We start from the raw sequence: 25383 nt of genomic DNA, 5'->3' as shown, positions 1-25383 counted from the left end.
CGTCGTCCCGGCTGTGCCTGTCCTGGCACCGGAATGACGCACGTTGTCCTGCTCTCTACCAGCCGGGGTTCGGCCTTGGCCATGCGGCCCGATGCCTGACCGCCCGCCGCCAACGCAGGCGTCGCCGTGATCAGTTCGCCTGGAAGGCGCCGATCATGTAGCTCTCATTGCCGATCTCGGTGACGCGGCCCTTCACCTCGTAGCTCGCGAGATCGACGATCCAGACCACGYTGGAATTCGACTTGCCGTTGGGCGCCCCGGTAATCGCGGCATATTTTCCGTCGGGGGTGATCGCGATGCCGCGCGGGCGCGAGGGCTCGCCGCCGGGCGTCTTCAACTCGACCCGCCTGATCGTTGCCGGCTGCCCGGCGATGGCCTTGGCGACATCGATGATGTCGATATTGTTCGAGCGGAAATGCGTCGACAGGATGCGCTTTCCGTCCGGCAGGAACGCCGCCACGAAGGGACGTGTCGGCACGGACTTGTCGTCGGTGCCGACCAGCACGCGGGCGACCTCGGCCTTGGCAGGGTCCGACAGCGCCTTCTCGACATCGATGATCGAGACGGTATTGCCGGGGGTGTCGGTCTGCGCGTTCTCGCGCGAGGCATGCGCCACAAGCTTGCCGTCCGGGCTGGTCGAGATGCCGAAGCCGCCCGCCTGCACGGGAATGCGCGCGATCTCCGCTCCGACTTCACCCGCAATCGCCTTTTGCAGGCTGATCACCGAGATATCGTCCGTTCCGCCATTGGCGCCGAAGATCGTGCCCCCACCGAGCGGACTGATCGTCACGCCGTTGGTGTCAGGGAAACAGCCGAATTTCGGGTCGGGCGCGCGGTGCGGCACGGGATCGGGAGGGCATGGGAAGCCGGGCTTGCCGAAAGCCTGCTCGACCCGACGAATGACCTTGTTGCTGGCGAGGTCGACGATGCTGATATGGCGGCCGCCATCCTCGTCGCCCTTCTGTTCGGCATGGGCGAGCGCGGCATGCCGGCCGTCAGGAGCGATCGCGAAGCCGGTCGGCCCAAAGCCTTCCGTCTCGATATAACCCTCGACGGCCGCAAGCGTGCCGTTGCTCGCCGGATCGAGCGCCTTCTTGAGATCGACGATGGTGACGGTGCCGGCATGGCCGTGCTGGAAGGCGGCGGCATCGTCGGGCCTGGTGCGGCCGGAATGATTGACCACATAGGCGCGCCGGTAATCCGGCGCGATGGTGATGGTGATCGGCTGGCCGCTGGAGATTGTGTCGGCCTTGCCGGTCCCGGTCGCGTCGATATCGGGCGTGACGCGGATGCGGTTCACCACCGCTTTCGGCGTGCCGTCATTGGCCGGATCGATCGCCCTTTCCAGGTCGATCACCAGGACGACATTGTCCCAGCGCCCGCTTGCGAGGAAATAGTCCATTGCCATGGCGGCCTGTATTCCTCCGGCAGCGATCAGCGCCGTTACGCCAGTCAGAAGCATCGTCCTTAGCATCGTCCGTCCTCCTTCGGCTCACCCGTTTGTCCGGGTCCTTGGTTGGGATGCCTGCTGCCGCTCCGGCTTTTCGCGTCAGCCCTCCAACGCCATGTCGAGCACGCGGGCGACATGCAGTGCCTCTCGGCCTGCACCATCGTGGATCTGGTGGCGGCAGCTCGTGCCATCGGCAACGACGAGGTCCTGCGCGCCTGCCTTGCGCACTGCCGGCAGCAGCGAGAGCTCGGCCATGGCGAGCGAGACATCCATGGTGTCCGCGCCGTAGCCGAAGGCACCCGACATGCCGCAGCAGCTCGACTCGATCGGCTTGACGTCGAGACCCGGAATCGCGCGGAGCGTCGCCTCGACGGCGCCCATCGCCGCGAACGCCTTCTGGTGGCAATGCCCGTGCAGATGGGCGACGCGGCCCGCCTGGTCCTTCAGCGGCAGCGTGGTCGTACCCGCCTTGATATCGGCCGCGAGCAGCTCTTCGAGCAGGAAAGCCGCGCTGGCCGCGGGTTCGACCTGCTCCTTGGGCAGGATCGCGCCAAACTCGTCGCGGAAGGTCAGCAGGCAGGACGGTTCGAGCCCGACGATGCGGGCACCCCCGGCAATATAGGGCGAGAGCGCATCGAGCGTGCGCTTGGCCTCGATACGCGCCTCGTCGACCAGCCCGGCCGAGAGGAAGGTCCGTCCGCAGCAGAGCGGCCTGCCGCCGTCAGCCGGTTCGACCTTGTGGATGCGATAGCCGCCGGCCGCGAGCACGCGCTCAGCCGCCTCCATATTCTCGCGCTCGTAGTAGCGGTTGAACGTATCGCCGAAGAGCACGATGTCGCGGCCGTCGCCCTTCACATCGCCAGGCGTTGCCGAGTTGCCGGCCTGCACCCAGGGCTTGCGCCAGACCGGCAGCGAGCGGCGCGCGCTGAAGCCGAGCCAGCGCTCGCTCAGTTTGGCCAGAGCAGGGATGCGATCGCGCAAGTTCATCAGCGGCGCCAGTTTCGCGGCATAGGGCGCATAGCGCGGCAGCCAGGCGATCAGCCGTTCCTTGAGGGGCAAGCCATGGCGCTGGTGATAATGGTGGAGGAACTCGATCTTCATCCGGGCCATGTCGACGCCGGTCGGGCAGTCGCGCTTGCAGCCCTTGCAAGAGACGCAGAGATCGAGCGTCTCCTTCATCTCAGGCGAGGTGAAGGCGTCGGGGCCGAGCTGCCCGGAGATCGCGAGGCGCAGACTGTTGGCGCGCCCGCGCGTCAGATGCGTCTCGTCCCTGGTGGCGCGATAGGACGGGCACATCGTGCCGCCGGAGAGTTTCCGGCAGGTGCCGTTGTTGTTGCACATCTCGACGGCGCCGCCGAGCCCGCCCCAATCGGACCAATCGAGCGCGGTTGCGGCCGGGATCGGCGTCGCATAGCCCGGCGGAAACCGCATCAGGCTGCGATCGTCCATCTTGAGCGGCCGCACGATCTTGCCGGGGTTCAGCCGGTTCTCCGGGTCGAACCCGTCCTTCACCGCCTCGAAGGCGCGTGTCAGCGAGCCGCCGAACATCGGTTCGACGAATTCCGAGCGGGAAATGCCGTCGCCATGCTCGCCGGAATAGGAGCCCTTGAACTGGCGCACGAGGTCGCAGGCGGCCTCGGCGATGCCGCGCATCGCCTTGACCCCGGCCTCGTCCTTCATGTTCAGGATCGGGCGGACGTGCAGGCAGCCGACCGAGGCATGGGCGTACCAGGTTCCGCGCGTGCCGTGACGGGTAAAGAGCTCGGTCACCGCGTCGGTATAGTCGGCGAGATGTTCGAGCGGGACGGCGCAGTCCTCGATGAAGGAGACCGGCTTCCCGTCGCCCTTCATCGACATCATGATATTGAGGCAGGCCTCGCGTACCTCCCAGACCGGCTTCTGCCGTGCCGGTTCGACGACCTCGACGACCGCGTCGGCAAAGCCGTGATCGGCCATGCACTGGTCGAGCCGCTTCAGGTCGCGCTTCAGCGCCGCGAGATCGTCGCCGGCGAACTCGACCAGCAGCAGGCAGTTCGGCTGGCCCCTGGTGATGTCGGCGAGCGTCCGCACGAAGAGCGGGATATCGGCGCCGAGCACCAACACATTGTTGTCGACGAGCTCGACCGCGATCGGACCCAGCGCCACGATATGCTGCGTCGTCTCCATCGCCGCGCGAAAATCCGGGAAATGGCAGACGCCCATGACGCGGTGGGTCGGCAGGGGCGAGAGCCTGAGCGTCGCCTCCGTGGTGATCGCGAGCGTGCCTTCCGAGCCGACCAGCAGATGCGACAGGTTCGGCCGGGCCGGGAGCAGCTCGTCGAGATTGTAGCCGCCGACCCGGCGCTGCACCTTCGGGAAGATGCGCTCGATCTCGTCGCGGTGCCCGTCCGCCAGCGACAGCATCCGCGTCATCAGGTCCCGCGCCCTGACCGAGGCATTGCCGACCGGGTTCTCGCCCAGCGCAAAGGCCTCACCGTCATGGAACTGCGCCCGCAGGGCAATGACATTGTCGACCATCTTGCCGTAGCGCAGCGAGCGCGCGCCGGAGGAGTTGTTGCCGGCCATGCCGCCAATGGTGCAGCGGCTCGCGGTCGAGGGCTCGACCGGGAAGAACAGGCCGTCCTTCTTCACATGGCTGTTGAGCTGCTCCAGCACGATGCCGGGCGCGACCGAGACTGTGCGCGAGGCCGGGTCATAGTCGCGGATCGCGTTGAAATGCCGACTCATGTCGAGGATCAGTGCATCGCCGATCGGCTGGCCGTTCTGCGACGTGCCGCCGCCGCGCGCGATCACCGGAACGCCGTGCTCGGCCGCGATCTGGAGCGCGGCCGCAATGTCGGTCTCGCTCTTCGGAAAGGCGATGCCCTGCGGGATGATCTGGTAGATCGAGGCGTCGGTGGCATAACGCCCGCGCGTGAATGAGTCGAAGCGGACCTCGCCTTCGAGCGCCTGGGCGAGGCGCCGTTCGAGCCCGAGATTGCGCGAGCCCTGTTTGGCGAGGGGGGCGGCATGGGTCATCGCGTCACGTATCCATTCCAGTTCATCTCGACCCGGCTCTGCGTTTCAATTTGGCCGGGACGACCCGCGTTCGCGTCCGAACGCATTCTCACTCGGCGGCTTCTGCCGCCTTTCCGGCCCGGCCGCTTCTCCGCCGCACCGCCCCGATCAGGTCCGACACCGGCCCCCAGAAGAGCAGGATCATCGCGAGCGCAACCAGTGTCGTGACGAGCCCGTTGGCGAAGAAGACCCCGAGACTGCCGCCGGAGCCGAGCAACGCCTGCCGGAAGGCGTCCTCGGCCCGGTCGCCCAGGACAAGCGCCAGCACCAGCGGTGCCAGTGGATAATCAAGCTTCTTGAAGACATAGCCGATGATGCCGAAGATCAGCATCAGCCAGATATCGAAGATCGAGTTGGAGATCGTATAGGCGCCGATAGCGCAGACGATCAGGATCACCGGCGCGACGAAGGAGAAGGGGATGCGCATGATCGCGGCGAAGAGCGGCACGGTTGCCAGCACGATGATCAGGCCGGCGAGATTGCCGAGATACATCGAGGCGATCAGCCCCCAGACGAAGTCCTTCTGCTCGACGAAGAGCATCGGCCCGGGCTGAAGCCCCCATACCAGCAGGCCGCCGAGCAGCACGGCAGCAGTGGCCGAGCCGGGAATGCCGAGCGCCAGCATCGGCAGCAAGGCACTGGTGCCGGCGGCATGCGCCGCGGTCTCCGGCGCCAGCACGCCCTCGATCTCGCCCTTGCCGAAATTGGCGCCGCGCCGCGAGAAGCGCTTGGCGAGGCCATAGCCCATGAAGGAGGCGGCGATCGCGCCGCCAGGGGTCACGCCCATCCACATGCCGACGAGGCTGGAGCGAACGAGCGTCGCCCAGTAGCGCGGCAGCCCGGCCCAGGTCCGCAGCACGACCTTGAGATCGATCGTCGCCTGCTTGCCTTTGAAGACCAGCCCCTCCTCGACGGTGAGCAGGATCTCGCTGACGCCGAACAGGCCGATCACGACGATCAGGAAGTCGAAGCCGCGCATCAGCTCGGTCGAGCCGAAGGTCATGCGCAGATCGCCCGAGATCGAGTCGAGCCCGACTGCCGCCAGCAGGAAGCCGATGCAGAGCGAGGCCAGGATCTTTGCCCGGTTTTCCCGGCCCATGCCGATGAAGGAGCAGAAGGTCAGCAGGAAGACGGCGAAGAACTCGGCGGGCCCAAAACGCAGCGCGAAGGAGGCGACCAGGGGCGCGACGAAGGTGATCAGGATGACGCCGGACAGCGCCCCGATGAACGAGGCCGTGAAGGCGGCCGTCAGTGCCTCGGCCGCCTTGCCCTGCACCGCCATCGGATAGCCGTCGAAGGTGGTCGCGACCGACCAGGCCTCTCCGGGAATATTGAACAGGATCGAGGTGATCGCGCCGCCGAACAGGGCCCCCCAGTAGATCGAGGAAAGCAGGATGATCGCCGAGGTCGGGTCCATGCCGAAGGTCAGCGGCAGCAGGATCGCGACCCCGTTCGGACCGCCGAGGCCCGGCAGCACGCCGACAATGATGCCGAGCACCACGCCGATCACCATGAAACCGACATTGTGCCAGGAGAGCGCGACCTGGAAGCCGGCGATCAGCGAGGAGAGGTCTTCCATCAGCGTAACCTCAATAGCCGAGCATGGCTTCGAGCGGACCCTTGGGCAGGGGCACGCGGAACTGCTGTTCGAAGATCCAGAAACAGACGATCGGCACGAGGACGGCCGTCAGCACGATGCTCCACCAGCGCGAGGTCGCGACGACGGCCATGAAGACGAGAATGAAGATGCTCGCGGCGACATAGAGCCCGAGCGGCTGGATCAGCGCGACGAAGAGAACGAGCGGGCCGAGCACGCGCGAAACCTGCCCGAGCTGCGCGAAGGTGACGAAGACGCTGTTCTCTGTGCGAAAGGACTGCACCAGGATGAACAGCGAGGCGGCCAGGAACAGCCAGCCGACGCGGGCGGGGAAGAAGCCGTTCTGCGGACCATTGTCCCAGCCGGCCCCGCGGCCATAGGAATCCCAGAGCACGACGAAGGCGAGGCCGATCAGGATCGTGGCCGTGACGAGTTCGACGGGGCGGCGCGAGAGGCCGCGCGGCGCTTCGCCTTCAGGATGAGCGGACATCGACATCTCCGGACGTCGGCAGAGGGATGAGGCCCGCCGTGACGGCGGGCCGGTCGGGCTCAGGCATCGGCCCGAAAAGTGGGCGCGGCTTTCGGAAAAGCCGATGCAAACTTAGAAGGCTGCAGGATCGGATCGGATATGTTTCCGGTCCGATCATGCAAGGGCTACTTCGCCGTGAAGCCGGCTTCGCCCATCAGCTTGGCGTGCTTCTCCTCATCGGCCTTGAGGAAGGTCACGAACGCCTCGCCGTCGCGATAGTCCGGAACCAGCGCGCTGCGGGCGAGGTAGTCCTTCCATTCCGGCGTCTCGGAGACCTTCTTGAACAGGTTCACGTAGAAAGCCTGCTGCTCCTTGGTGACCTTGCCGGGCATGAACATGCCGCGCAGCATCTGGTAGGTGACGTTCAGCCCCTGCGAGGCGCAGGTCGGGATATCGGCCCAGGATTTTCCGTCGGCGACCGGCGTCGAGTAGGTCATCTTCTGTTCGGAGAAGACGCAGATCGGCCGTGTCGCCCCGCCGCGCCAGTTGGCGACGTCCTCGGCCGGGTTGTTGGTGCTGGCGTCGATGTGATTGCCGGAAAGCTGGGTCGAGGCCTGGCCGCCGCTGGTATGCGGGATATAGGCGAACTTGACCCCGCCAGCCTTCTCCATGCCGAAGACGATCAGGTTGTCCTCGCGCTTCGACGAGGTGCCGCCGATCTTGAGCGGGGGCGAGGCGGCCTTGGCCGCTGTCATGAAGTCGCCGGCGGTCTGGTAGGGCGCCTTGGCGTTGACCCAGAGCACGAAGGAATCCTGCGCCATCATCGCGATCGGCGTGTATTCGGTCCAGTTCAGCGGCAGCTTGGTCGCCATCGGCGTCATGAAGATGCCGCTCGACGTGGTGATCAGCTTGTGCGGGTCGCCCGCCGCCTTCTGGATGTCGAGCATGCCCTCGGCGCCGCCGGCGGCCGGCTTGTTGACGACGATGATCGGCTGCGAGGTCAGGTTATTCTTCTGGATGATGCCCTGCATCGTCCGCGCCATTTGGTCGGAGGCGCCGCCGGCCGAGAAAGGCACGACGATTTCGATGGCCTTGGTCGGCTCCCAGGCGAGGGCGGGGGTCACTGCTGCGAGCGCCGCGCCAGCGGCAAGCCAATGCTGCTTCATCTCTTCCAACCTCCCTGCAACGCGCTCTGTCGGCGCCGTGGCGAGAGCCTAGAATCAAAAAATTTTGCATTCAATCTGAAAAATGATGATGGCCGAATTGACGACGACACTGCCCGGTCGCCACCCCGTATCAATGCCGGGAGGTCTCAGGCTGGGGTTGGACTCAGGCAGGGCTGTTCTCGTCGTCCGTCTGCGCGGCGCTCTGATGCTGCGCGGCTTTTCGCTTGTTGCGCAGATGCAGGAACATGATGTCGCTGAGCTCGCTGCCGGCGCGTCGGCGCAGGGCATCGAGGATCGCCTCGTGCTCGCGCATCGCCTCGCCCCAGCGGTCGCGCTCCTTGTCGAGATTGGCGGAATAACGCACGCGCCGGATGCGGCCGGCAATGCTGTTATAGGTCGCGCTGAGCGTCGCATTGCCGGCGGCCGCGACGATCATGCGGTGGATGTCCTGATTGCACTGGAAATAGCCGTGCATGTCGCGCCGCAGGTAGAAACGGTACATCTCGTGATGAGACTGCTCGATTTCGGCGATTTCCTCGTCGCTGATGCGTTCGCAGGCCAGTCGCCCCGCCAGGGCTTCGAGCCCGCCCATCACGTCGAACAATTCACGCAGATCATCGGCGCTCAGGGCGCGCACGCGTGCGCCGCGATTGGGCAGCAGGTCGATCAGCCCTTCCGCGGCCAGGACCTTGAGCGCCTCGCGCAGCGGCGTGCGCGAGATGCCGAACCGGTCGCAGAGCAGGCGCTCGGGCACGCGTGCGCCATCGGCGAGATTGCCCTCGACGATATAGTCGCGCAGCGCGGCCAGAAGTTCGCCGTGCAGCGATGTCTGCCCGGCGCCGTCCTCGCGCCGCAGCGGCGGGTTTTCGGTCGTCTCAGTGTCGAGCGCGATAGTCGTCATCCTGGTTTGCTACGCGAGTGGACGGCCCCGTGTCGAGATCGGTCAGCATAATATTGCACGCGCGAACGGTGTTGCCAAAGGCAAAAATGAATGCAAAACATCGGCGCTCATGAGCGGCGAGCCGGACGCGCCGCCACGTCCGAATAGGGAGTTTATCGCCATGGCATCGCAGCAGGGCCGCCATTTCCTCCAGATTCCCGGCCCGAGCCCGGTGCCCGACCGGATCCTGCGGGCCATGGACATGCCGGTGATCGATCACCGCAGCGCCGAGTTCGCGAAGCTCGGGCGCGAGGTGCTCGACGGTGCCAAGTCGGTGTTCAAGACCAGCCAGCCGGTGGTGATCTATCCGTCCTCCGGGACCGGTGCCTGGGAAGCCGCGATCGTCAATACGCTCTCTCCGGGCGACACCGTGCTGATGGCCGAGACCGGCCATTTCGCCACGCTCTGGCGCCAGATCGCCGGGCGATTCGGCATCGAGGTCGATTTCATCCCGGGCGACTGGCGCCGTGGCGCCGATCCGGCTGCGATCGAGGCAAAGCTGGCCGAGGACCGCGGCCGCAAGATCAAGGCGGTGATGGTCGTCCATAACGAGACCTCGACCGGCTCGACCAGCCGGATCGCCGAGATCCGCAAGGCGATCGACAAGGCCGGCCACCCGGCGCTCTTCATGGTCGATACCATCTCCTCGCTGGCCTCGGTCGACTACCGACACGACGAATGGCAGGTCGACGTCACGGTTTCCGGCTCGCAGAAGGGCCTGATGCTGCCGCCGGGCCTCAGCTTCAACGCGATCTCGGAAAAGGCGATGGCCGCCTCCCGGGCGAACACAATGCCGCGCTCCTATTGGGACTGGCAGGAGATGGTCAAGATCAACGCCAACGGCTTCTTCCCCTACACGCCGGCGACGAACCTGCTCTATGGCCTGCGCGAAGCCGTCAGGATGCTGCATGAGGAGGGGCTGGACGCGGTCTTCGCCCGCCATGAGCGCCTTGCCGCGGCGACGCGGGCCGCGGTGAAGGCCTGGGGCCTCGACATCCTCTGCGAGAACCCCGCGGAATATTCGCCGGTGCTGACCGCCGTGCTGATGCCGCCGAGCCACGACGCCGACCATTACCGCAAGGTGGCGCTCGAGAAGTTCAACATCTCGCTCGGCTCCGGCCTCGGCAAGGTGGCCGGCAAGGTCTTCCGGATCGGCCATCTCGGCGAATGCAACGAGCTGACCCTGCTTGGCGCGCTGTCCGGCGTGGAGATGGGGCTGGCGGCGGCCGGCGTGCCGCATCGCAGCGGCGGCGTGCAGGCCGCAATGGCCGCGCTCGAAAGCCGCGAGGAAGCCAATACACCGAAGGTTGCGGTCGCCTGACGAGGGGAGAAGTCCCGGGGGCCCTCTGAACCGAGAGAGCTCCCGGGGCTTCGCGCTCGCGTTGCGAGCATTTCTGCGCGTCCGTTGCGCAGGATTCGGAGTGCCGCAGGCCGAAATGCCCATGGTAGAACCGGGGCAATCGCAGCTCCGGAATCCGCCGATGACCGATCCCTCCAGTTCCATTCTGTTGACCGTCGAGGCCGGTGTCGCAGTGCTGACGCTGAATCGTCCCGGCGTGCTGAACGCCTTTGACGCGGCCATGGCGGAAACTTTCCTGGCCCGAATCGAGGAGATCGCGGCGCGCCGGGATGTCCGCGCCATCCTGCTGAAGGGCGCGGGCAGGGGCTTCTGCGCCGGTGGCGACGTCTCGCAATTCACCGCTGGTGGCGACCCCGAGACCGCGATCGAGGCGATCATCACGCCGCTGCATGCCGGGCTGAAACGGCTCGATGAATTGCCGCAGCCGGCGATCGCCTGCCTGCATGGCGCGGTGGCCGGAGCCGGATTCAGCCTGGCGCTTGCCTGCGATCTGGCGATCGCCGCCGAAAACGCGAAATTCACGCTGGCCTATGCCCGGATCGGTGCGACACCGGACGGGTCCGGGACCTATCATCTGCCGCGCATCGTCGGCATGAAGAAGGCGAAGGAGCTGGCGCTGCTCGCCGAGACGATCGATGCCGGCGAGGCGCTGCGGCTCGGCTTGATCAATCGCCTCGTGCCGGCCGAGAGTCTCGATGCCGAAGCCATGGCGCTGGCGCGCAAACTGGCTGCCGGGCCGACCCAGGCCTATGGCCGCATCAAGGCGCTGCTCGGCGCTTCGCTGAGCAACACATTGAGCGCCCAGCTCGACGCCGAGCGCGACGCCTTCCACGTCTCGACCCGGACCGCGGATTTCAGCGAGGGTGTCTCGGCCTTCCTGGAGAAGCGGCCGGCCCGGTTCACGGGCCGGTAGATCACCGGCCGGATATCGGGTCCGGTCCGACGATCTCGCCTTTCTAGTATTTGCATCGGCTTTGTCCGAAGGCCGCAAACCACTTTTCCCGCCGATGCTTGAGAGGATTGGCAATGCAGGATTCCCACCGCGTTCTCTTCACGAGCCCTGCCGAGTTCGTCGACAGCGACCATCCGATGGTGATCGCCGAGGCGCGCCTGCTGACTTCGGGCATCAGCGACCCAGCCGAGCAGGCTGGCATCCTCTATCAGGCGGTGCGCGACGGCATCCGCTATGACCCCTATGGCGACTATCTCAACCCCGAGACCTATCGCGCCAGCTCCGTGCTGGCGGCCGGCATCGGCTACTGCGTCGGCAAGGCTGCGCTCTATGCAGCCTATTGCCGGGCCATCGGCATTCCCGCTCGCATCGGGCTCGCCGACGTCAAGAACCATCTCGCCACGCCGCGCCTGCTGGAGGCCGTCGGCACCAATGTCTTCGCCTATCACGGCTATACCGAGGTTTTCCTCGACGGGCGCTGGCTGAAGGCTTCGCCGACCTTCAACGCGCGCCTCTGCGACAGGCTCGGCGTTGCGACCCTCGGCTTCGACGGCAAGAGCGATGCGCTGCTGCAGAGCTTCGACGGGCAGGGCCGCAGTTTCATGGATTATGTCGCCCAGCACGGCAGTTTCTTTGACGTGCCGGTGAAGTTCCTGATCCGCGAGATGTCGCGGCTCTATCCGAAACTCTGCGTCCCGGGCGGACTGCGAGGCAGCATGGAGCAGGAAGCGCGGGCCTCGCTGTCGGGTTGACGCGGACATCGCCACCGCCCGGCGGAAGCGGATGTCGGCCTTAGCGCGCGTCGTGAAAGATCAGCCCGGTGGTGTAGCGCTCGCCCGAGCGCACCCGGCTGACGCCATGGCGGAGATTGACGCGGTAAGTGCCGCGGGAACCCCGCATCGGCCGGTGCTGCACGGCGAAGATCGCCGCTTCTCCCTGAGCCAGCGGCGCGACCTCGGGCCGTGACTGCATGCGCGGCCGCTGCTCGACCAGGGTGAACTCGCCACCGGTGAAATCGACGCCTGGCTGCGAGAGCAGGATGACCATCTGGAACGGGAAGAACAGGTCGCCGTAAAGGTCCTGATGCAGGCAGTTATAGTCGCCGGCGCCGTATTTCAGCAGCAGCGGGGTCGGCCGGGTCTGTCCGGCCTCGTGGCACAGGGTCAGGAAGGCGCCGAGCGCGTCGGGATAACGCTGCGCGATCCCGAGGGTCTCGTTCCAGCGGTTCGCCACGGGGGCGAGGCGCTCATAGATGGCCGGCCGCAGGGCCGCCAGCATCTCCGGCAGCGGATGGGCGAAATACTGGTACTCGCCACTGCCAAAGCCGTGCCGCGCCATGACGATGCGGCTGCGGAAACGGCTCTCGTCGGCATAGAGCGCAGCCAGCGCGCGGCATTCCGCCGGGCTGAGCAAGGGCCCGGTCAGGCCGACGCCATGGGAGTCGAGTTCGGCCTCGATCCGGCGCCAGTGCAGCGCGTCGACGCGCGCCGCGAGGGATGGAGGTTCGGGCAATTTTGCTGCGGCTGGCATGGCGGGGGCCTTCTTCGACTGGCATGTGCGTGTCGAGGAAGGCTCCCATGCCTCGGGCACCGGCTTCCACCCGGTTTCTGCGCGGCCTGCTGGATATCCGGACCACGTCCCGGTCCGGGCCGGTGCCTTAACCCGCGGGCTTGAGATAGGGCATCTTTATGCCCTGTTCGGCCATCGTGCTGCGATTGCTCGCCTGCCGCTTCTTGATCTCGGCACGGGCGACCGTGCGCAGATGCGCCTCGTCCGGCCCGTCGATGAAGCGCAGCGCCCGGCCCCAGCTATAGATGAAGGCGAGCGGCGTATCATTGGAGAGACCGGCGGCGCCAAAGACCTGAATGGCCCGGTCGGCGATCTTGGTCTGGAGCCGCGTCGCCACGACCTTGATCGCGGAGACCTCGGTGCGCGCGGCCTTGTTGCCGTGCTTGTCCATCATCCAGGCGGCGCGCAGGCAGAGCAACCGCGCCTGGTCGATTTCCATGCGCCCTTCGGCAATCCAGTCCTGGACATTGGCATAGTCTGAGAGATGCCGGCCAAAGGCCTTCCGCTGCAGCGCGCGCTCGACCATCAGTTCGAGCGCGACCTCGCATTGGCCGATCGTGCGCATGCAGTGGTGGATGCGGCCGGGCCCGAGCCGCGCCTGCGCCAGCGCAAAGCCCGCGCCTTCCTCCCCGAGCATGTTGGCGGCCGGCACGCGGACAGTGTCGAAATCCGTTTCGGTATGGCCTTCCGGCGAATGGTGGTTGAGCAGCGGCAGGTTGCGCATCACGCTCACGCCCGGCGTATCCATCGGCACGATCACCATGGAATGGCGCTTGTGCGGGTCGGCCTCCGGGCGCGTGTCCGAGAGGCCCATGACGATGCAGAACTTGACGTTTGGATGCAGGGCGCCGGTGGTCCACCATTTCCGGCCGTTGATGACATAGTCATCGCCGTCGCGGGTGATCGTGGTCTGCAGATTGGTCGGATCGGAGGAGGCGACGCCGGGCTCGGTGATGCCGACGCAGGAGCGGATCTCGCCCTTCATCAGCGGCACGAGAAAGCGTTCGCGCTGCGCCGGCGTCGCGAACATGTGCAGGATTTCCATGTTGCCGGTGTCCGGGGCGTTGCAGTTGAACACCTCCGATGACCAGAAGATCCGGCCCATGATCTCCGCCAGGGGGGCGTATTCGAGATTGCTCAGCCGTGTGCCGGGCTCGTCGGGCTTCAGCGCCGGCAGGAACAGGTTCCACAGGCCCTCGGATTTCGCCTTCTCCTTCAGCCCGTCGATCAGTGCCAGCGGATAGCGCCCGGCCTCGACCTCATGTTTCCATATGGCGTCGGCCGGCTGCACATGGGCATCCATGAAGGCCTGCAGCCGTGAGCGGAGCTCTTCGACCCTGGCGGAATAGGCGAAATCCATGGTGATCCCCGTTCAACTCTGGTCGATGATGGTTGCGGCCTGCCGCGCGAAGCTCTCCGCCATCCCGCCGACCGCGACCGCATTCTCCGCCGCGGCATTGCCGGCCCTGGCGCGCGCCGCGATGCCGTCGAGAATGACGGCGAAGCGGAAGAGCGAGAAGGCGAGATGGAAGCGTCCCGGCCCGTCCTTGCGCCCGGCCGCTGCGCAATAGCGGGAGAGGTATTCGGCTTGCGTCGGGATGCCGAGCGCCTCGCGGTCGAGGCCCATGATGCCCTGATACATGGCGGGGCCGGAATGCCAGGGCAGGCAGGAAAAGGCGGCGTCCGAGAGCGGATGACCGAGCGTCGAGAGCTCCCAGTCGAGCACGGCGACGACGCGCGGCTCGACCGGGTGAAACATCAGATTGCCCAGCCGGAAATCGCCGTGGACGATGGTCGTCTCCGCGCTTTCATCGAGATGGGCGGTCAGCCAATCGATCAGCCGATCGATCTCGGGGATCTCGCGGGTCCTGGTCTCGCGCCATTGCCGGCCCCAGCGCGCGAGCTGTCGGGCATAATAGTTTCCCGGCTTGCCGTAATCGGCGAGCCCAGCCGCCTGCCAGTCGAAGCGATGCAGCGCTGCCAGGGTCTCGGCCATGGCGAAATACATCTGCCGACGCTCGGCCGGCACCACGCCCGGCAGCGCCGCGTCATGGAAGACACGGCCGTCGAGCCGCTCCATCAGATAGAAGGGCGTGCCGACGATATCGTCTTCCGCGTGGAACAGCAGCACCGGCGGCACCGGCACCTGCGAACCCGCGAGCGCCTTGAGGATGCGGTATTCGCGGTCGACCGCATGGGCCGAGGGCAGCAGCGGGCCCGGCGGCTTCTTGCGCATGACCAGCCGCGTGCCGGCTTCGGGAAAGGAGAGGAAGAAGGTCGGGTTCGACTGCCCGCCGCTGATGCGCTCCAGCGCCATCGCGCCGGCCGCCCGCCCGGGCAGGGCGGAGCGCAGGAAGGCTTCGAGCCGGGCAGGATCGAATTCGGGGGCGGCGGAGGCGGGGCCGGCGGACATGCCGGCATCATCGGGGCGGCAGGAGGCGAGGTCAACGCGGCAGGGAGCGTGGGGGGCTTGCGGAGCGTGCCACGATGAGAGCCGCGAGGAGGTTGGCGCAGGCGCAGGCGAGGATCGCGATCGCATAGCTCTGGTTCAGATCGAAGATGAGCCCGGCGGCCGTCGGTCCGATCAGGGTTCCAAACGCGACGCTCGTATAGAGAATGCCGATGATCCCGCTGACATTGCGCCCGCCGAAATTGTCCATGACGACCGCCGGCAGCACGGCGACCCAGCCGCCATAGAAGACGCCATAGAGCAGGGCGAAGACGGCCAGCATCGCGAATCCGCTCGAGAGCCACCAGATGCCCAGAGCGCCGGCCATGCCCAGGAACATGACGAGAAGGGCGCGGTGGCGGCCGATCCGGTCCGCCAGATTCCCGAGGCAGAAGCGGCCGGCCGTGCTGCCGACACCGATCAGCGCGAGCAGCAGGACGGCCCGGCCCTGCGGGACGCCGCGATCCAGCGCGTAGGGCACGAGGTGGACGAAGGGGACGAAGGCCCCAAACGAGCCGATCAGGCAGGCTGCGTAGAGCCTGATGAAGGGCCGTGACCACACCGCCTCGCGAATCGATAGACCGGTCGCCTGTGCCGTGATGCCACCTGGGGGCAGAGCGTCCCCGTCCGGCAGCAGCCCGCGGCGGCGCGGATCGCTTTCGATCAGGAGCGCCATCGCTGCACCAATGATCGCCGCGAGCCCGCCAAGCGTGAAATAGGCGTTCCGCCAGCCGATCTGCTCGATCAGGAGCGAGGCGAGCGGCGGCATCACGAGCGTGCCGACACCGATGCCGCTGACCGCGAGACCCGATGCGAAGCCGCGGCGCTTGACGAACCAGCGCTGCACCGCGCCCAGCGCTGGAACATAGGAGCAGCCGATGCCGAGCCCGACGCCAAGGCCATAGGCCAGGTAGATCTCGGTCAGGCTCCGCGCCGCTCCCGCCGCGGCCATGCCAAGCCCGGTGAGGAGCATGCCGAGGAAGACAAGCCTACGGGCTCCCCAGCGGTCCGCAAGCGGGCCGCTGATCAGTCCGAAGCCGAAATAGAGAAAGCCGGCGAGGGAGAAGACCAGGGAAACCGAAGCGCGGGAGGCGGAAAAATCCGCCTGCAGGGATTCGACGAAGGCGCTGAAGGTATAGGCGCTGCCGAAACCGACGAAGGTGACCGCAAACGCCGCCGCGACCACAAGCCGGCCATGGAAGATCGGGGAGGCGGGACGCGCCGGATTGGTGCTCATCGCAAGGCTCCTCAAAGGGTTGGGTGCTGGCGGTGCCATGTGGTCTCTGCCTGGAAGGCTGTGCCGGCACGGATCAGCATGGCCTCGCCCAGTTGCGCTGCAACGAGCTGGAGCCCGATAGGCATTCCCTCGCAGAAGCCGCCGGGCAATGTGAGCGTCGGGTTGCCGGTCATGTTGAAGGGGCAGGTATAGCGCTGCAGGTCGGCGATCAGCCCGGGCTGCTCTCCCAATGTACTGATCGTCGCGAGCGTCAGCGGCGCGAAAGGCTGAACCGGGGTCAGCAGCAGATCGATCGTGCCGAACAGGGCGGCGATGCGTCCACGAAAGGCCATGCGTCGCAGCAGGAGGCGCTGATAGTCGAGGCCCGACAGCGCGCGGCCCGTCTCGATGACCGAGGCGAGAACCGGGCCGTATTCGTCCTTGCACGCGGGGTAGGTCGCTTCATGGGCGATGGCGGCTTCCACTGCGCAGTTCGGTGCCCAATCGGCGACGATCTGCTTCACATCCGGAAAGCGGACCTCGACGATCTCGGCTCCGAGCGCGCGATAGGTTGCGATGGCCTCGTTCAGAGCCATTTGCGTCGTCGCATCGACCCCTTCGCTGTTCCAGGCTGGATCGATGCCGATCCGTACGCCGCCGACGCCTTGCCGGGTCGCTGCGCGATAGTCGGGAACCGGCGCGCCGAGCGCGGTCGGATCCGCGGGATCGGCACCGGCGATGACGTGCAGGATCGCGGCGACATCCCTGGCATCGCGCGCCATCGGCCCGACATGGTCCAGCGTTGCGGCCAGCTCGAATGCGCCGTGACGGCTGACGCGGCCCCAGCTCGGTTTCAGCCCAGTCAGGCCGGTCGCGGCGCAGGGCCAGCGGATCGACCCTCCGGTATCGGAACCGAGCGAGCCGTAGCACAGGCCGGCCGCCGTCGCGGCAGCCGAGCCGCTCGACGAGATTCCGGTCCAGTACGCGGCATTCCAGGGGTTACGGGGCGGCGTCACCATGGGGTGGTGGTCGGAATAGGCCCCTTCCGTCATCTGCAGCTTGCCCAGCACCACGGCTCCCGCTTCCCGCAGGCGGCGCACAACCGTCGCATCCTCCCGCGGCCTGTGCTGCTTGTGGATCCGCATCCCACCGGCCGTCGGAAAGCCTCGCGTCCAGAACAGGTCCTTCACGGCAATCGGCACGCCATGCAGCGGTCCGCGATAGCGCCCGGCCGTGATCTCTGCCTCCGCGGCCTCTGCCTCGGCCAGCGCGGTATCGGCCATCACGCCGGCAAAGCTGTGAAGCTCCGTGTCCAGGCGTTCGATGCGCTCGAGCTGCGACCGTGTCACTGCCACGGGCGAGATGTCGCGCGTCTGGATGCGCGCCGCGAGCTCCGACAATGAGAGGTAATGCGTCGCGTCGGGGAGGCTGGGCATGCATGGCTCCGGCTTGAATGGATAACTAATGATTGAGTTTTTCTCTTGCTGGTCACTTCAGGGGAGCGGGCGATCCGCTGCAATGAAGTGATCAGTTGTAGCTAATTTGACGAATGATCGGGCTAGGGGCAAACTAGCAATTCTGCGAAAATAAGTTAGAAAAACTAAATGAAAACCGATCGGCTGCCACCGCTGAATGCTCTGCGCGCCTTCGAGGCCACGGCTCGGCATCTCTCCGTGAAGGAGGCCGCCGATGAGCTCTGCGTGACGCCGGGCGCGGTCAGCCAGATGCTCAAGGCCCTGGAGCTTCATTTCGGCACGCAGCTCTTCCGGAGGATCAACCGCGGCATGGCCCTCACGCCCGCCGGGCAGAGCCTGATGCCGCCGGTGCGCAACGCCTTCCGGCAGATCGCCGAGGCATCCCGGCGCATTGACGCCGATCCCGGCACGGGCCCGCTGACGATCAGCACGACGCCATTCTTCGCGAGCGCCTGGCTGGTGCCACGCCTCAAGCAGTTCCACGCCGCCCATCCCGATATCGATCTGCGGGTCGTGACCGGTACTGCTCTGGTCGATTTCGTCCGCGACGGGGTCGATGTCGCGGTCCGGCATGGCTTCGGCCATTATCCGGGATTGCGCAGCGAGCTTCTGGTTGCGGTCGAGGTCGTTCCCGTCGCGGCTCCGGCCCTGCTCGCATCCCTCGGCAGGCCGCAGGATGCGGCTTGCCTGGCGCGCTGGCCGCATGTCCATGACAGCGAGCGCAAGGCCTGGCAGAGCTGGTTTCAGGCGCAGGGTGTCGAGGAATTCAGTGCGCCGCGCGGGCCGTCCTTCGACGATTCAGGCCTGATGCTGAAAGCGGTGCTCTCGGGGCAGGGCGCAGGATTGCTGCCGGCGGCGATGATCGAAACCGACATCGCGGAGGGGCGGCTCGTCCAGCTCGCGAATGTCGCGTTGCTCGAGGATTTCGCCTATTTTCTCGTCTTCCCCGATACAGGCCGGGCGCGGCCCGGGGTTGCGGCGTTCTGCGCCTGGATGCGGGAGGTCGCCGCCGCCTATAGGCAGGCGGCGTAGCTGGGCTGGTCGCTGATCGCCGCCTCAGGCCGTCCTCCGTCCCCTGCCCTGTGCCAGCAAGCCTCCCGCGATGATCAGGCCGCCGCCGAGGAGCGAGACGGGGGAGGGCAGTGTCGTGAATAGGAGGGTGTCGATCAGCATCGCCCAGAGCAGGCCGGAGAATTGCCAGGGCGCGAGTCCGGAGGCTTCGCCGCGCCGGAGCGCGCCAGCGATACAGGCGAGGGCAGCCGTCTGGATCACCGTGAAGAGCAGAACGAGGGCGAAGGCCTCCGCGCTGACCTGATGCCAGAACCAGAGCATCGTTGCCGCGAGCAGCGCGAAACCGACGACCGCGACCTGCATGGCGGTATCGAGGCTGTTCGCGACATCGCGCAGCCGGCGCACCAGGATCTGATACAGCGCATAGCTGGCGGCCGCGCCGATCGAGGCGAGGATACCCAGCCAGGCTCCGCCTTCGCCCGGCCTGACGATCAGCAGCATGCCGGCAAAGCCGCTCGCAGCACCGAGCCAACGTCCGAGCGAGACGCGCTCGCCGAGCAAGAGCCCGCCCAGTGCGGTGAGCAAAAGCGGCGCCGTGAATCCAAGCGCCGAGGCTGCCGTGACCGGCATGAGGCTATAGGCGACGATCGCCAGCACGTTCGAGGCGACCAGCGCAGCAGCCGCGGCGCGCTGTTCCCATGCGCGCGGCGGGTGCAGCAACCGCGCCCGCGTGACGCCGCTCCTCGGCCAGGCCAACAGGACGAGGCTTCCCGCCAGGACCAGAAGACAGCGCAGGAAGGTCACCTGCAGCGCGCTCAATCCGTAGGAGGAGACCAGGGTCTTCGACAGGGAGTAGCCCAGGACATAGAGCAGGCTGGAGGACAGCACGAGGCCGACCGCCAGCAACATCGTTCGGTTGCTCCGCTTGTCCCTGACCATCTCGACTTGCATCACCATGCCCGGTACCTCGCGATCACGGGCCGGACCATGCGCGCCCAACGCGGTGCTGGTAAGTGGCGAGATAGACGACTATCGTAAAAATCATGCCAAAGCGCATAAAGGCATCTCCGCAGGCCCCGCACCGCGTCGTCGCGGTTGCTTATGACCGGCTCTGCACCTTCGAATACGGCATTGTCGCCGAGGTGTTCGGCTCGCGCCGGCCCGGGCTGCCGGAAAACTGGTACGAATTCCGCACCGCCGCCGGCGAGGCCGGGCGTTTGCGCGCCCATGGCAGCCTTGCGGTCGAGGCTGATGGCGGGCTCGACCTGCTGCAGGGGGCGGGCACCATCATCGTTCCCGGCTGGCGCGGCCTGGCCGAGCCGGTGCCGGAGCCGCTGGCGGGCGCGCTTCGCGCGGCGCATCGCGGCGGCAGCCGCGTCGTCTCGATCTGCGGCGGAGCCTATGTGCTGGCGGCTGCCGACCTGTTGGCCGGGCGCAGGGCGACGACCCATTGGCAGTACGGTGCTGATTTTGCGAAGCGCTACCCCGCGGTGCGCCTCGAGCCCGATGTGCTCTATGTCGACGAGGGCGACATCCTGACCTCGGCCGGCAGCGCGGCCGGCATCGACCTTTGCCTGCATATCGTCCGCCGCGACCATGGGCCCGAGGCTGCGAACCTGGTGGCGCGCAGCATGGTCGTGCCGCCGCATCGCAGCGGCGGCCAGGCACAGTTCGTCCGTCGCCCGCTACCGCCGCAGACCGGGTCGCGCCTGTCGCCATTGCTCGACTGGATGCGTTCGTCGCTGGCCGAGGACCTGACCTTGCAGCGGCTCAGCGACCGGGCCGGCATGAGCCAGCGCACGTTCTTCCGGCGTTTCACAGAGGCCACTGGCAGCGCGCCGGGCGAGTGGATCCTCAACGAGCGTGTCGCCCATGCCTGCGATCTGCTGGAGACGACCACGCTCGGGGTCGACGAGGTCGCCTACCGCGCGGGCCTCGGTTCCGCGGCGGCGCTGCGCCACCATTTCCGGCAGCGTCTGCGCACCACGCCAACCGCCCATCGGCTGCAATTCTCGCGCGGCTAGGCGGCTTGGGCCGCGTGTTGCATCAGCTGGGCTCCAAACCGCGCGCTGTGCTGCGCGCGGTCGTGACGCGCTGAGGATCAGGCCGCATCCAGCCCATAGAGCGAGTGCAGCGTCCGCACGGCGAGCTCCGTATAGGCGGCGTCGATCAGCACCGAGAACTTGATCTCGGAGGTCGTGATCGCGCGGATGTTGATGCCCTTCTCGGCGAGCGCGTGGAAGGCGCGGGCCGCGACACCGGCGTGGCTGCGCATGCCGACGCCGATGGCCGAGATCTTCACCACGTCGGTGGCGCCCTGCAGGCTCTGGTAGGCGATGCTGTCGTGGCGGCTCTCGAGCAGCGTCTTGGCGCGCTCGTAATCGGCGGTCGGGACGGTGAAGGTGATGTCGGTGGTCGCCTGGTCGTCCGAGACGACCTGGATGATCATGTCGACATTGATGTTCGCATCAGCGAGCGGGCCGAAGATGGCCGCGGCCACGCCCGGCTTGTCGGCGACACGCCGGAGCGTGATCTGGGCTTCGTCGCGCGAAAACGCGATGCCGGTGACGATCTGCTGTTCCACGATGTCGTCCTCGTCGCAGATGAGGGTGCCTGGATTGGGATTGTCGGGGTCGTCGAAGGAGGAGCGCACATAGGTCGGTACGCGCTGGACCATGGCGATCTCGACCGAGCGCACTTGCAGCACCTTCGAGCCGAGCGAGGCCATTTCCAGCATCTCCTCGAAGGAGACCTTGTCCATGCGCCGGGCCTTCGGCACGACGCGCGGGTCGGTGGTGTAGACGCCGTCGACATCGGTGTAGATGTCGCAGCGATCGGCCTTGAGGCCGGCGGCAAGCGCGACCGCGCTGGTGTCGGAGCCGCCGCGCCCGAGCGTGACGATGCGTTTCGTCGTTGCGTGCATGCCCTGGAAGCCGGAGCAGACCGCGATCTCGCGATTGCGGTCGAAGCCGGCGAGGATGCCGGCGCCGTCGACGCCCTCGATGCGGGCGGAGCCATGGGCGTCCGAGCCGAAGAGCGGGATCTGCCAGCCCTGCCAGGAGCGCGCCGGCAGGCCCATGGACTGGAGCACGATTGCCATCAGGCCGGAGGTGACCTGCTCGCCGGATGCGACCACGGCGTCATATTCCGCGTGATCGTAAAGCGGTGCCGCTTCCTTGCACCAGGCCACGAGTTCGTTGGTCTTGCCCGACATGGCGGAGACGACGACTGCGACCTGGTTGCCGGCGTCGAACTCGCGTTTGACGTGGCGGGCGGCATTCTTGATACGCTCGACAGTGGCGACGGAGGTCCCGCCGAATTTCATCACCAGACGGGCCATAGCGGTCCAAGGGCTCTCTAGAAACGCCCAGCGACGTGCCGGGACGAAAGGACCCCCTCGCGCCGGGCGAAGGGCGGGTGTAGATGACGGGCAGCACCGCAAGTGTCAATGCGGTCCGCGCCCGATTGGCACAAAGGGGGAATCACGCATGGTATCCGCAGCGTCTCAAACCGGCTCGACGATCGATGCTGCCGAGGTTGCGCGCTTCGATGCCATGGCCAGGACCTGGTGGGACCCGAAGGGTCCCATGGCCGTGCTGCACAAGTTCAATCCGGTGCGGCTCGGTTTCGTAAAGGATCTCGCCTGCGAACGCTTCGGGCGCGATCCGAAATCGCTGCGATCGCTGGAGGGGCTGGCGCTGGTCGATATCGGCTGCGGCGGCGGCGTGCTGTCGGAGCCCCTGGCGCGGCTCGGCGCCGAGGTCACGGGGCTCGATCCGGCTCCGACCAATATCGCGGTCGCCCGAGCTCATGCCGAACGCAGCGGGCTTGCGATCGACTATCGCGAGACGACGATCGAGAGCCTCGTCGCCGAGGGGCGGCGCTTCGACATCGTGCTCGCCATGGAGGTGGTCGAGCATGTCGCGGATGTCGAGGCCTTCGTCGGCGCCTGCTGCGCGGCGGTGAAGCCCGGCGGCCTCTTGGTGATGGCGACGCTCAACCGCACGCTGAAATCCTATGCGCTGGCGATCGTCGGTGCCGAATATGTCCTGCGCTGGCTGCCCCGCGGCACGCATGACTGGGAGAAATTCGTCACGCCGGCGGAACTCGAGGCCGCGATCGCGCGCAACGGGCTGGAGCTCGGCGAGAGCACCGGGGTGGCCTACAACCCCTTCACGGATCGCTGGTCGGCGTCGCGCGACATGGATGTGAACTACATGCTGGCGGCGGCGCGCCCGGTCTAGCGGCCGGTCCCGTCAGCGCTCGGCTGGGGCCAGTCGCTCTTCCAGGGCGTTCAGGTCGTCCAGGAACCACAGGGCCTGGCCCTGGTTTGCCTCGCGAACGAAATCGCGTAGCGCCTTGCTCTCGGCGCTCCAGCGCGAGAGGTCGCCGATGATCGCGAGCTGCATCCGGTAATTGACGAATTTCTGGGCGACTTCGCCGGCGAGACGCGTGCTGAGCTTGAAGAAATCGTCGCTCAGGCGCGCGACCGGGATCACGACCAAATCTGCATCTTCGGCCCAGGCCGAACCCAGGAAATCGCCGATGTCGCGCTCGCTGGCGAGCAACGGGCCGTCTTCGGCGCATAGCAGCACGCGCCTGCCGCGAATCTCGAGGGAACTGTCCATTCCGGCGATTGTCTTGACCATGCGGCAGGAAAGCAAGCGACCTCAGATCACCCGCTTGGCGACCCCGCCCGCCACGAGCGCCAGAATCCCGGCTGTGGTGGCGGCAATGGCGGTGGCCATTTGCCGGTTCGCAATGATCACATAGCCGAGCCTTCGCCACAGGATCGCGCCGACAATGGCGCCGCCGACGAGGACGATGGCATTGGGAATGATGCCGAAGCCGTGCTCCCCAAGGATGCCGTCGGCAATCCAGCCCAGCAGCAGCGCGCAGCCGGCAGCGAAGCCAAGGAAGACCAGGAATTCCGGCAGTGGAAGGTCAGGAAGGCCGAGCAGTAGCAGCAATGGACGCATGGTCGATCGCTCCAAAGTATTTGCGGGCTGAAATTAGCACGGCTGGGCCGCTGGTCATGCAGGCTCGTGCTGGTGAGGTTAAAAAACGTCTGCAGATCGTTTCAAAATTCACAGCGAAGGACATGAGGCAGGGGGAGCTGATCTTCGGCTGCAGCGTATCGGTCGCCGCCCGACGAGCCCTGGGCGGAGATGCGCAATCTTCTCAGGCACGATCTTCGCGTTCCATCGGAACATAAGCCGGGATTCGGACTTGTTTTTTGCAGTGCGACATAATTCCTTAGGAGGATAGCGCAGCGCAGCATCGAGCCGCATGATCACCTCAACTCCGTCGGCCGCCCTTTCGCGGCGCAAGGCGGCGAGGAAGACCAAGGGGAGAGAGCCATGTCCAAGCCGCAGCCTGTTCCGCACCGCCCGTTGAAGGATCTCTACGAACTGAACGAGCTGCCGCCGCTCGGTCATGTCCCCGCCACCATGTATGCCTGGACCATCCGGCACGAGCGCCATGGCCCGCCGCAGGAGAGCTTCAAGGTCGAGGTCGTGCCGACCTGGGCGATCGGCGAGGAGGAGGTTCTGCTGCTCGTGATGGCGGGTGGCGTCAACTATAACGGCATCTGGGCCGGTCTCGGCCAGCCGATCTCGCCCTTCGACGTCCACAAGGCATCGCTTCATATCGCCGGCTCCGATGCGTCCGGCATCGTCTGGGCCGTTGGTTCCAAGGTGAAGCGCTGGAAGGTCGGCGACGAAGTCATCGTCCATTGCAACCAAGACGATGGCGACGACGAGGAGTGCAATGGCGGCGACCCGATGTTCTCGTCCTCCCAGCGCATCTGGGGCTATGAGACACCGGACGGCTCCTTCGCCCAGTTCTGCCGGGTGCAGTCGCGCCAGCTGATGCAGAAGCCGAAGCACCTCTCCTGGGAAGAGTCGGCTTGCTACACGCTGACCCTGGCGACCGCCTACCGCATGCTCTTCGGGCACGCCCCGCATACGATCAAGCCGGGCGACAACGTGCTCATCTGGGGGGCGTCGGGCGGGCTCGGCGTCTTCGGTGTGCAGCTGTGCGCGGCTTCGGGCGCCAACGCGATCGGTGTGATTTCGGACGAGAGCAAGCGCGACTACGTGCTCGGCCTCGGCGCCAAAGGCGTGATCAATCGCAAGGAGTTCAATTGCTGGGGCCAGATGCCCAAGGTCAATTCGCCCGAATATACCGAATGGACCAAGGAGGCGCGCAAGTTCGGCAAGGCGATCTGGGACATCACCGGCAAGAAGGATGTCGATATCGTCTTCGAACATCCCGGCGAGGCGACCTTCCCGGTCTCCTGCCTCGTCGCCAAGCGCGGCGGGATGATCGTCTTCTGCGCCGGCACCTCGGGCTTCAACATCACCTTCGACGCCCGTTATGTCTGGATGCGGCAGAAGCGCGTGCAGGGCTCGCATTTCGCCCATCTCAAGCAGGCGAGCGCCGCCAACCAGTTCGTGCTCGACCGGCGCGTCGACCCCTGCATGTCCGAGGTCTTTCCCTGGGAGAAAATCCCGCTCGCCCACCACAAGATGTGGAAGAACGAGCACGCTCCCGGCAACATGGCCGTGCTGGTCTATGCCCCGCGCACCGGCCTGCGGAATTTTGACGATGTCGCGGAGGCGCTTGGCGGCTGAGCCGCGCGCGGCCGGCAAAGGCTCTGTCAGGACCGCC

Annotated in this window: 22 protein-coding genes; 7 read left to right on the top strand and 15 right to left on the bottom strand. The window is 66.5% G+C overall.

Going from position 1 to position 25383, the window contains the following annotated elements; genetic code table 11:
- Positions 1-130: 130 nt before the first annotated feature.
- The 6 genes from AB4118_RS05600 to AB4118_RS05575 form a co-directional block, all read right to left on the bottom strand.
- Positions 131-1474, bottom strand: coding sequence for a YncE family protein (locus AB4118_RS05600; protein WP_441488801.1), 1344 nt, complete (start codon positions 1472-1474; stop codon positions 131-133).
- Between the two features lie 75 nt (positions 1475-1549).
- Positions 1550-4468 (bottom strand): FAD-binding and (Fe-S)-binding domain-containing protein, encoded by a 2919-nt coding sequence (locus AB4118_RS05595; RefSeq protein ID WP_441488800.1) that lies wholly within the window; start codon positions 4466-4468, stop codon positions 1550-1552.
- A gap of 88 nt (positions 4469-4556) precedes the next feature.
- On the bottom strand, positions 4557-6086 hold the full coding sequence (locus tag AB4118_RS05590) for a tripartite tricarboxylate transporter permease (protein ID WP_441488799.1): 1530 nt from the start codon (positions 6084-6086) through the stop codon (positions 4557-4559).
- A gap of 10 nt (positions 6087-6096) precedes the next feature.
- Positions 6097-6594: a tripartite tricarboxylate transporter TctB family protein gene (locus AB4118_RS05585; RefSeq protein ID WP_441488798.1), complete on the bottom strand. Its 498-nt coding sequence runs from the start codon at positions 6592-6594 to the stop codon at positions 6097-6099.
- Between the two features lie 164 nt (positions 6595-6758).
- Positions 6759-7739, bottom strand: a complete 981-nt coding sequence (locus AB4118_RS05580; protein WP_441488797.1) for a Bug family tripartite tricarboxylate transporter substrate binding protein — start codon at positions 7737-7739, stop codon at positions 6759-6761.
- A gap of 163 nt (positions 7740-7902) precedes the next feature.
- Positions 7903-8640 carry a GntR family transcriptional regulator gene (locus tag AB4118_RS05575; RefSeq protein WP_441488796.1) on the bottom strand — a complete coding sequence of 246 codons (738 nt, stop codon included), beginning with the start codon at positions 8638-8640 and terminating at the stop codon, positions 7903-7905.
- A 160-nt stretch (positions 8641-8800) separates the two neighbouring features.
- Between AB4118_RS05575 and AB4118_RS05570 the strand changes: the two genes are divergently transcribed.
- From AB4118_RS05570 to AB4118_RS05560, 3 genes are all read left to right on the top strand, one after another.
- Positions 8801-10000: a pyridoxal-phosphate-dependent aminotransferase family protein gene (locus tag AB4118_RS05570; protein WP_441488795.1), complete on the top strand. Its 1200-nt coding sequence runs from the start codon at positions 8801-8803 to the stop codon at positions 9998-10000.
- Positions 10001-10160: 160 nt separating this feature from the next.
- Positions 10161-10952 carry an enoyl-CoA hydratase/isomerase family protein gene (locus AB4118_RS05565; RefSeq protein ID WP_441488794.1) on the top strand — a complete coding sequence of 264 codons (792 nt, stop codon included), beginning with the start codon at positions 10161-10163 and terminating at the stop codon, positions 10950-10952.
- Positions 10953-11065: 113 nt separating this feature from the next.
- Complete coding sequence (locus tag AB4118_RS05560; RefSeq protein WP_441488793.1) at positions 11066-11743, top strand: transglutaminase-like domain-containing protein; 678 nt, start codon at positions 11066-11068, stop codon at positions 11741-11743.
- A 40-nt stretch (positions 11744-11783) separates the two neighbouring features.
- Here the strand turns inward: AB4118_RS05560 and AB4118_RS05555 are convergent, their stop codons facing one another.
- From AB4118_RS05555 to AB4118_RS05535, 5 genes are all read right to left on the bottom strand, one after another.
- Positions 11784-12521, bottom strand: coding sequence for a 2OG-Fe(II) oxygenase (locus AB4118_RS05555; RefSeq protein ID WP_441488792.1), 738 nt, complete (start codon positions 12519-12521; stop codon positions 11784-11786).
- A 127-nt stretch (positions 12522-12648) separates the two neighbouring features.
- A complete protein-coding gene (locus AB4118_RS05550; protein ID WP_441488791.1) occupies positions 12649-13920 on the bottom strand; it encodes an acyl-CoA dehydrogenase family protein in 1272 nt (423 codons plus the stop codon).
- A gap of 12 nt (positions 13921-13932) precedes the next feature.
- Complete coding sequence (locus AB4118_RS05545) at positions 13933-14973, bottom strand: phosphotransferase family protein (protein ID WP_441488790.1); 1041 nt, start codon at positions 14971-14973, stop codon at positions 13933-13935.
- Between the two features lie 31 nt (positions 14974-15004).
- A complete protein-coding gene (locus tag AB4118_RS05540; RefSeq protein ID WP_441488789.1) occupies positions 15005-16246 on the bottom strand; it encodes an MFS transporter in 1242 nt (413 codons plus the stop codon).
- A gap of 11 nt (positions 16247-16257) precedes the next feature.
- Entirely contained in the window at positions 16258-17661 is a 1404-nt protein-coding gene (locus AB4118_RS05535; RefSeq protein WP_441488788.1) for an amidase, read from the bottom strand.
- Positions 17662-17829: 168 nt separating this feature from the next.
- Between AB4118_RS05535 and gcvA the strand changes: the two genes are divergently transcribed.
- Complete coding sequence (gcvA, locus tag AB4118_RS05530) at positions 17830-18732, top strand: transcriptional regulator GcvA (protein WP_441488787.1); 903 nt, start codon at positions 17830-17832, stop codon at positions 18730-18732.
- 24 nt (positions 18733-18756) lie between these two features.
- Here the strand turns inward: gcvA and AB4118_RS05525 are convergent, their stop codons facing one another.
- Entirely contained in the window at positions 18757-19668 is a 912-nt protein-coding gene (locus AB4118_RS05525) for a DMT family transporter (protein ID WP_441488786.1), read from the bottom strand.
- Between the two features lie 86 nt (positions 19669-19754).
- On the opposite strand from AB4118_RS05525, the gene ftrA reads away from it, so the two are divergent.
- Positions 19755-20735: a transcriptional regulator FtrA gene (gene ftrA / locus AB4118_RS05520; RefSeq protein ID WP_441488785.1), complete on the top strand. Its 981-nt coding sequence runs from the start codon at positions 19755-19757 to the stop codon at positions 20733-20735.
- 77 nt (positions 20736-20812) lie between these two features.
- On the opposite strand, the gene AB4118_RS05515 is transcribed toward ftrA, so the two are convergent.
- The gene (locus AB4118_RS05515; RefSeq protein ID WP_441488784.1) at positions 20813-22051 is read right to left on the bottom strand and encodes an aspartate kinase; all 1239 of its coding nucleotides are present in this window, start codon (positions 22049-22051) and stop codon (positions 20813-20815) included.
- A 148-nt stretch (positions 22052-22199) separates the two neighbouring features.
- Between AB4118_RS05515 and ubiG the strand changes: the two genes are divergently transcribed.
- On the top strand, positions 22200-22955 hold the full coding sequence (ubiG, locus tag AB4118_RS05510; protein ID WP_441488783.1) for a bifunctional 2-polyprenyl-6-hydroxyphenol methylase/3-demethylubiquinol 3-O-methyltransferase UbiG: 756 nt from the start codon (positions 22200-22202) through the stop codon (positions 22953-22955).
- 12 nt (positions 22956-22967) lie between these two features.
- Here ubiG and AB4118_RS05505 read toward each other — a convergent pair whose 3' ends face one another.
- Complete coding sequence (locus AB4118_RS05505) at positions 22968-23339, bottom strand: DUF4180 domain-containing protein (RefSeq protein ID WP_441488782.1); 372 nt, start codon at positions 23337-23339, stop codon at positions 22968-22970.
- A gap of 42 nt (positions 23340-23381) precedes the next feature.
- The gene (locus AB4118_RS05500) at positions 23382-23690 is read right to left on the bottom strand and encodes a hypothetical protein (RefSeq protein WP_441488781.1); all 309 of its coding nucleotides are present in this window, start codon (positions 23688-23690) and stop codon (positions 23382-23384) included.
- Positions 23691-24071: 381 nt separating this feature from the next.
- Between AB4118_RS05500 and ccrA the strand changes: the two genes are divergently transcribed.
- On the top strand, positions 24072-25346 hold the full coding sequence (gene ccrA / locus AB4118_RS05495) for a crotonyl-CoA carboxylase/reductase (RefSeq protein ID WP_441488780.1): 1275 nt from the start codon (positions 24072-24074) through the stop codon (positions 25344-25346).
- Positions 25347-25383: the final 37 nt, after the last annotated feature.

The organism is Allobosea sp. 2RAB26 (genome assembly GCF_052115465.1).
In the GTDB taxonomy this organism is placed as follows: Bacteria; Pseudomonadota; Alphaproteobacteria; order Rhizobiales; family Beijerinckiaceae; genus Allobosea.
The sequence above is the reverse complement of the archived record's forward strand: the minus strand, read 5'-3'. Positions and strand labels throughout refer to the sequence as shown.

Coding starts and splice junctions, on each gene's coding strand:
- AB4118_RS05595 (WP_441488800.1), bottom strand. CDS start 4,468: ATGACCCATGCCGCCCCCCTCGCCAAACAGGGCTCGCGCAATCTCGGG.
- AB4118_RS05590 (WP_441488799.1), bottom strand. CDS start 6,086: ATGGAAGACCTCTCCTCGCTGATCGCCGGCTTCCAGGTCGCGCTCTCC.
- AB4118_RS05585 (WP_441488798.1), bottom strand. CDS start 6,594: ATGTCCGCTCATCCTGAAGGCGAAGCGCCGCGCGGCCTCTCGCGCCGC.
- AB4118_RS05580 (WP_441488797.1), bottom strand. CDS start 7,739: ATGAAGCAGCATTGGCTTGCCGCTGGCGCGGCGCTCGCAGCAGTGACC.
- AB4118_RS05575 (WP_441488796.1), bottom strand. CDS start 8,640: ATGACGACTATCGCGCTCGACACTGAGACGACCGAAAACCCGCCGCTG.
- AB4118_RS05570 (WP_441488795.1), top strand. CDS start 8,801: ATGGCATCGCAGCAGGGCCGCCATTTCCTCCAGATTCCCGGCCCGAGC.
- AB4118_RS05565 (WP_441488794.1), top strand. CDS start 10,161: ATGACCGATCCCTCCAGTTCCATTCTGTTGACCGTCGAGGCCGGTGTC.
- AB4118_RS05560 (WP_441488793.1), top strand. CDS start 11,066: ATGCAGGATTCCCACCGCGTTCTCTTCACGAGCCCTGCCGAGTTCGTC.
- AB4118_RS05555 (WP_441488792.1), bottom strand. CDS start 12,521: ATGCCAGCCGCAGCAAAATTGCCCGAACCTCCATCCCTCGCGGCGCGC.
- AB4118_RS05550 (WP_441488791.1), bottom strand. CDS start 13,920: ATGGATTTCGCCTATTCCGCCAGGGTCGAAGAGCTCCGCTCACGGCTG.
- AB4118_RS05545 (WP_441488790.1), bottom strand. CDS start 14,973: ATGTCCGCCGGCCCCGCCTCCGCCGCCCCCGAATTCGATCCTGCCCGG.
- AB4118_RS05540 (WP_441488789.1), bottom strand. CDS start 16,246: ATGAGCACCAATCCGGCGCGTCCCGCCTCCCCGATCTTCCATGGCCGG.
- AB4118_RS05535 (WP_441488788.1), bottom strand. CDS start 17,661: ATGCCCAGCCTCCCCGACGCGACGCATTACCTCTCATTGTCGGAGCTC.
- gcvA (WP_441488787.1), top strand. CDS start 17,830: ATGAAAACCGATCGGCTGCCACCGCTGAATGCTCTGCGCGCCTTCGAG.
- AB4118_RS05525 (WP_441488786.1), bottom strand. CDS start 19,668: ATGGTGATGCAAGTCGAGATGGTCAGGGACAAGCGGAGCAACCGAACG.
- ftrA (WP_441488785.1), top strand. CDS start 19,755: ATGCCAAAGCGCATAAAGGCATCTCCGCAGGCCCCGCACCGCGTCGTC.
- AB4118_RS05515 (WP_441488784.1), bottom strand. CDS start 22,051: ATGGCCCGTCTGGTGATGAAATTCGGCGGGACCTCCGTCGCCACTGTC.
- ubiG (WP_441488783.1), top strand. CDS start 22,200: ATGGTATCCGCAGCGTCTCAAACCGGCTCGACGATCGATGCTGCCGAG.
- AB4118_RS05505 (WP_441488782.1), bottom strand. CDS start 23,339: ATGGACAGTTCCCTCGAGATTCGCGGCAGGCGCGTGCTGCTATGCGCC.
- AB4118_RS05500 (WP_441488781.1), bottom strand. CDS start 23,690: ATGCGTCCATTGCTGCTACTGCTCGGCCTTCCTGACCTTCCACTGCCG.
- ccrA (WP_441488780.1), top strand. CDS start 24,072: ATGTCCAAGCCGCAGCCTGTTCCGCACCGCCCGTTGAAGGATCTCTAC.